This window comes from Pseudomonas sp. BN414 (assembly GCF_029871275.1).
Lineage (GTDB): Bacteria > Pseudomonadota > Gammaproteobacteria > Pseudomonadales > Pseudomonadaceae > Metapseudomonas > Metapseudomonas resinovorans_C.
On sequence record NZ_SSOL01000039.1, the window covers coordinates 1 to 6,532 of the forward strand.

At 64.0% G+C, this 6,532-nt stretch carries 5 protein-coding genes; 2 read left to right on the forward strand and 3 right to left on the reverse strand.

Features of this window, described 5'->3' with window-relative positions:
• On the forward strand, positions 1-1,281 hold a 1,281-nt coding region (locus E8E95_RS06375), incomplete at its 5' end, for an aldehyde dehydrogenase family protein (RefSeq protein WP_280349050.1).
• A gap of 343 nt (positions 1,282-1,624) precedes the next feature.
• The gene (locus E8E95_RS06380; RefSeq protein ID WP_280349056.1) at positions 1,625-1,969 is read left to right on the forward strand and encodes a hypothetical protein; all 345 of its coding nucleotides are present in this window, start codon (positions 1,625-1,627) and stop codon (positions 1,967-1,969) included.
• 44 nt (positions 1,970-2,013) lie between these two features.
• On the opposite strand, the gene E8E95_RS06385 is transcribed toward E8E95_RS06380, so the two are convergent.
• From E8E95_RS06385 to E8E95_RS06395, 3 genes are all read right to left on the reverse strand, one after another.
• Positions 2,014-3,564, reverse strand: coding sequence for an amino acid permease (locus tag E8E95_RS06385; protein WP_280349057.1), 1,551 nt, complete (start codon positions 3,562-3,564; stop codon positions 2,014-2,016).
• A 161-nt stretch (positions 3,565-3,725) separates the two neighbouring features.
• Positions 3,726-5,099 carry a glutamine synthetase family protein gene (locus E8E95_RS06390; protein ID WP_280349058.1) on the reverse strand — a complete coding sequence of 458 codons (1,374 nt, stop codon included), beginning with the start codon at positions 5,097-5,099 and terminating at the stop codon, positions 3,726-3,728.
• Positions 5,100-5,419: 320 nt separating this feature from the next.
• Positions 5,420-6,532 (reverse strand): aldehyde dehydrogenase family protein (locus E8E95_RS06395; protein ID WP_280349059.1); only part of this gene is annotated, 1,113 nt, incomplete at its 5' end.

Genomic DNA, 6,532 nt, shown 5'->3' on the forward strand with positions numbered 1-6,532 from the left:
TCCGCCTGGAGCCGCATGCGTCCGCGCGAACGGCAGAACCTGCTGTGGCGCCTCGCCGACCTGATGGAGCGCGACGCCCAGGAGCTGGCCGAACTGGAATGCCTGAACAACGGCAAGAGCGCCGCCGTGGCCCACGTCATGGACGTGCAGCTGGCCATCGACTTCCTCCGCTACATGGCCGGCTGGGCCACCAAGATCGAAGGCAGCACGGTCGACGCTTCCCTGCCGCTGATGCCCAATGATCAGTTCCACGGCTTCATCCGCCGCGAAGCGGTGGGCGTGGTCGGCGCCATCGTCGCCTGGAACTTTCCGCTGCTGCTGGCCTGCTGGAAGCTCGGCCCGGCGCTCGCCACCGGCTGCACCGTGATCCTCAAACCCGCCGACGAAACCCCGCTGACCGCCCTCAAGCTGGCCGAGCTGGTGCTGGAAGCCGGCTACCCGGCCGGGGTGTTCAACGTCATCACCGGTACCGGCCTGAATGCCGGCGTCGCCCTCACCCGCCATCCGGGCGTCGACAAGCTGACCTTCACCGGCTCCACCGAAGTCGGCAAGCAGATCGGCAAGGCGGCCATGGACAACATGACCCGCGTGACCCTGGAACTCGGCGGCAAGTCGCCGACCATCGTCATGCCCGACGCCAACCTGCAGGAAGCCGCTGCCGGCGCCGCCAGCGCGATCTTCTTCAACCAGGGCCAGGTCTGCTGCGCCGGCTCGCGCCTGTACGTACACCGCAAGCATTTCGACAACGTGATCGCCGACATCGCCGGCATCGCCAACGGCATGAAGCTCGGCAACGGCCTCGACCCGAGCGTGCAGATGGGCCCGCTGATCTCCGCCAAGCAGCAGGACCGCGTCACCGGCTACATCCAGCTCGGCCGCGAGCTGGGCGCCACCATCGCCTGCGGCGGCGAAGGCTTCGGCCCCGGCTACTTCGTCAAACCGACGGTGATCGTCGACGTCGACCAGCAGCACCGCCTGGTGCAGGAAGAAATCTTCGGCCCGGTGCTGGTGGCGATGCCCTTCGACGACGTCGATGAAGTCATCCGCATGGCCAACGACAACCCCTACGGACTCGGCGCCAGCGTCTGGTCCAACGACCTCGCGGCGGTGCACCGGATGATCCCGCGCATCAAGTCCGGCTCGGTCTGGGTCAACTGCCACAGCGCCCTCGACCCGGCCCTGCCCTTCGGCGGCTACAAGCTCTCCGGCGTCGGCCGCGAAATGGGCGCGGCGGCCATCGAGCACTACACCGAGCTGAAGTCGGTGCTGATCAAGCTCTGAGTGCCCGGACGGCCTTCGCTCTGATGGGTTTCGTACCTCTACCCATCCTACGAATACGCGACCGTAGGATGGGTTGAGCTTGCGAAACCCATCACGCCCTTGCCCCACCTGTGGGAGCGTATTTATTCGCGAATGAATTCGCTCCCACAATCCACCATCCGCAGCGCAGCCCCGCCTCCGGGGGGACTAGACTGAACTTAGGTCCGAATGACAGCAAACGCTGTCATTCGAACCGCAGTCGAAATGACATCACACGCCGCATGTTGTTGATCTGAAAGGATTTCACTTCTGGCATGGAATGTGACGTGGACCCTTTGCCATACAACAGTCGAAGGGAACCATCATGAAAGTCCCCAGCTTCACCCTGTGCCTTGCGCTCCTCGCTTCTTCCCCCGCCTTCGCCGCGGAGGTCCTCTCCGAAGTTCCTGACACCACCGCCGGCAAGGCTGGCGGCGGCATGACCGGACTGATGTTCGGTGCCATCGGCGGCCCGGTTGGTGCCGTCGCCGGTGCCGCGGTGGGCTACTTCGGTGGCGGCGCCGTCCAGCAAGCCACTGGCCTCGCCGAACCCGCCTACCTGGTGAAAATGGATGACGGTTCGGTGCAGCGCTTCCGCTCTCCCGGGCAGCACTTCAAGCCGGGTGATCAGGTCGAGGTGCACGGCATCCGCATCGAAGCCGTGAACTGAAGGTGCGGCCCCCTCTCCCGACAGGACAGGGGCGCCGACGCAGGTCACTTGTTCAACGCCTCTTCCGCCGCGGCGATTTCCGCCTGACGCTTGGCGATCATGTCGCCGATGGGCGGGCCCTGGAAGCGCCGCGCTTCGAAGGCGAACCAGATGATCCCGGTGAGGATCAGGAAGCCGATGGTGATGTACAGCGCCCAGTCGTTGGGCGGCTGGATGCCGATGATGAAGATCAGCGCCATCGAGATCACCGAAAGGATCGCCACCAGCGAATACAACCCGCGTCCCAGGTTCCACGGTCCCATGCGCGGCCACTTGGGCGTGCCGAAGGTGAAGAGCCCGAGCACGATGGGAATCACGAAGGAGAAGAACAGGAAGATCACCGTGCATGATACGACGATGGTGTAGACCGGCGTTTCGCCGATGGACACCAGTGACGATCCCCAAACGAACAGCACCGCCAAGGTGGCGCCGGTCCAGATGGCCGCAACAGGGGTGCGGTGTTTCGGCGAGACGGAAGCCAGTGCCTTGGAGGCCGGCAGGCCACCGTCACGGGCGAAGGCGAAGATCATCCGCGAGACCGAAGTCACCGTCGCCAGGCCGCAGAGGATCTGCGAGATGAAGATGGCCAGGAAGAGCAGCTCCTTCACCGTCGAATTCACCTGGGTGTCCATGGCCCAGAAGAACACGTTCCAGCCCTGGGCAGCCGCCTCTTCCATGCTCGGCAGCATCAGTACGAAGGCGCTGAGCATCAGCCAGCCGAACAGCAGCGACCAGACCACCGACATCACCATCCCACGCGGCACCGAATGGGCCGCTTGCACGGTTTCTTCCGAGGTGTGGGCGGAAGCGTCGTAGCCGGTGATGGTGTAGATCGGCAGCAGCAGCCCGAGGAGGAAGATCCAGCTGTTGGACACTTCCGGCCAGACATTGCCACCGGCGGCACCGGAGAAGTTGCCGAAGGTCCACAACCGGGAGAACTCGTAGCTGGGTGCGGCGATCAGGCAGACGACGGTCAGGGCAATGGCCGTGGCGAAGATCAGGTAGCCCGAGAAGTCCGTCAGCTTGGCCGTCAATCCGATGCCGAAGTGATTACAGAGCGCCTGCCCGCCCGTGAGGATGGACAAGAAGATGATGCGCGTCGTGATGGTGTCTTCCATGCCCAGCATCGGTCCGAAGGCACCGAAGAAGAAGTAATAGGTGCCCACGTTGATCGCACCCAGCACCGTCACCAGCCCCAGCAGGTTGAACCAGGCGGTGAGCCAGCCGGTGAAGCGGTTGCCGAGGATCGAACCCCAGTGGTACAGCCCGCCCGCAGTGGGATAGGCCGAGGCGATCTGCGCCATGGCCACGGCGAACACGCCGGAGATCATGCAGCCCAGCGGCCAGCCGATGCCGATGGAGGCACCACCGGCGCCCGATGTGCCCTGGGCCAGCGAATTGATGCCACCGGAAAGGATGCAAATGATGGAGAAGGAAATGGCGAAGTTGGAGAAGCCGCCCATCCGCCGCGACAGCTCCTGGGCATAGCCCATGCTGTGCAACAGCTTGACGTCATCGTCCTGATGCGTGGAGCCGGGTTGGCCTGCAGGATTCATCTTGGGTGCCCTTTGGTTTGGGTTGGCAATGGATTGCTCCATGCGGCGGTTCGGGCACCTTCCCCGCCAGCAATGCGACAGCCTGTCGTACCGCTCCCATCCCCGGTTACAAACCGGTCAGCGAGCGTGCCCGAACCCGCCGCTGGCCGGACAGCGAATATTCAGTAGCGCTCGAATCCGCGCTGCAACTCCCAGTCGGTGATGCGCCGGTCGTATTCCTTCTGCTCCCACTCGGCGGTATGCACATAGTGGTCGACCACCTCGTCACCGAAGGCCTTGCGCAGCATGGCCGAGCCCTTGAGCGCGGCGGTGGCCTCGCGCAGGGTCTTGTCGACCTCCGGTAGCTGGTCGTTCACATAGGCATCGCCCTCGAATGGCGCGGCCAATTCGAGCTTTTCATCGATGCCCGCCAGGCCTGCAGCGATCAGTGCGGCAAAGGCAAGATAGGGATTGAGATCGGCGCCACCGATGCGGCACTCGATGCGCACAGACTTGCTGCCTTCGGCACAAAGGCGGAAGCCGGCGGTGCGATTGTCGCGACTCCATATAGCCCGCGTCGGCGCAAAGGTGCCAGCCTGGAAGCGCTTGTAGGAGTTGATGTAGGGCGCGAGGAAATAGGTGACCTCGCTGGCGTACTTGAGCTGGCCGGCCACCCAGCCGCGCATCAGCTTCGACATGCCGAACTCGTCCTTGGGATCGTGGAACAGCGCCTTCTTGCCTTTCTTGTCCCAGAGCGAACTGTGGATGTGGCAACTGGAACCGGCCAGGTCGTAGCGCCATTTGGACATGAAGGTGATCGACTTGCCCTGCTGGTGGGCGATCTCCTTGCAGGCGTGCTTGATGATGGCGTGGCGGTCGGCCATGGTCAGGGCGTCTGCATAGCGGACGTTGATCTCCTCCTGCCCCGGCCCCCACTCACCTTTCGAATTCTCCACCGGCACGCCGCAGGCCTGCAGGTGCTTGCGGATGGCCCGCAGCACCGGTTCCTCACGGGTGGTCTGAAGGATGCTGTAGTCCTCGATGTAGTTCGAAGCCGTCTTCGGATGGCTGTAGTTGCGCCTGTGAATGGCGTCGTAGCTTTCATCGAAGAGGTAGAACTCCAACTCCGACGCGAACATGCCCTGATACCCCCGCTCCGCCAGCCGGGCCACCTGTTTCCGGAGGATGGCGCGCGGGCTGTGGGGCAGGTCTTCGCGGTGGTGATGGTCCAGCACGTCGCAAAGCACCAGGGCCGTGCATTCCAGCCAGGGCACCCGGCGCAGGGTGCTCATGTCGGGCTTCAGCACGAAGTCGCCATAACCCTTGCTCCAACTCGCCGCCGCGTAGCCGGGCACCGGCTCCATGTCGATGTCGTCAGCCAGCAGGTAATTGCAGCAGTGGGTTTCCTCATAGGCGCTGTCGACGAAGAACTCAGCCTGGAAGCGCTTGCCAACCAATCGTCCCTGCATGTCCACCATGCAGGCCAGCACCGTATCGATCTCGCCGCTGGCTACGGCTTTCTTGAGTTCGTCGAAGCTGAGGAGTGGTTCGCTCATGAGGCGGTCCTTTGGTCGGGGGACTGCCGAAAGCTTAGTTCAGGAATGGAAAGTGCAAGGTTTACCCGCACCAGGACAGTGCGAACGGCGGAGATTGGGGAATTTGCGGGGGTTTTCTGGATCGAGACACCCATTTGTGGGGCCAAGTTGTGGGGGCGATTTCAATCGCTAAGCAGGACGAAGTACTGCCATTTGATCCCTCGGGGCAGCTGCGCTGCCCATAGCGAATGAATTCGCCCCCACAGAAAAAGCCCCTTTTTCGGACACCTCAAAAAAAACCGGCAGGCGTGAAGGCGCCTGCCGGAAATCGAGGGTTCAAATCAGTGGGAGATGCAGACCGACTTCAGCTCGGTGTACGCCTCGATCACTGCGCGGCCGAACTCGCGGCCCATGCCGGACTGTTTGACGCCGCCGAAGGGCATGTTCGGGTCGAGCAGTACGTGGGCGTTGACCCACACGGTGCCAGCCTCGATGCGCGGCACCAGGTTCATCGCCTTGGACAGGTCGTTGGTCCACAGGCTGGCGGCCAGGCCGTAGACGCTGTCGTTGGCCAGTTCGATCATGGCGTCCTCGTCGGTGAAGGGGATCACCGACAGCACCGGGCCGAAGACTTCCTCGCGCGACACGGTCATCTCGTGGTTCACGTCGGCCAGCACGGTGGGCTGAACGAAGAAGCCGTCGCCTTCCAGGCGCTCGCCACCGGCGACCACGCGGGCGCCTTCCTGGCGGGCCAGGTCAATGTGCTTGAGCACATTCAGCTGCTGCTTGCGCGAGACCAGCGGGTTGATCGCCGCGTCCTGGTCCATGCCCGGACCGATGGACAGGCCCTTCACCGCAGCGGCCAGGCCTTCGACGAAGGGCTCGTAGATGGACTGGTGCACGTAGAAGCGCGAGGCCGCGGCGCAGACCTGACCGTTGTTCAGCAGGCCGCCGAGCAGCGCGCCCTGCACCGCCTTCTCCACGTCGGCATCGGCCAGCAGGATCATCGGGTTCTTGCCACCCAGCTCCAGGGCGAAGCGGGTCATGTTCTCCATGCAGGCCACGCCGACGCTCTTGCCCACGGCGGTGGAGCCGGTGAAGGACACCTTGCTGATCAGCGGGTGCGACGCCAGGGCGTTACCCACGGTGCTGCCACCGCCGGTGACGACGTTGAACACGCCGGCCGGGATGCCCGCTTCGAAGGCCAGTTCGGCCAGGCGCAGGGCGGTCAGCGGGGTTTCGCTGGCGGGCTTGATGACCACGGTGCAGCCGGTGGCCAGCGCCGGCATGGCCTTCCAGGTGGTGATCATCAGCGGGAAGTTCCACGGCACGATGCCAGCGACCACGCCCACCGGCTCACGACGAGCGAAGGCGGTGAAGCGCGAGCCCGGCGGGATCGGGATGGACACGTCCATGGTCTGGCCTTCGATCTTGGTCGCCCAGCCGGCCATGTA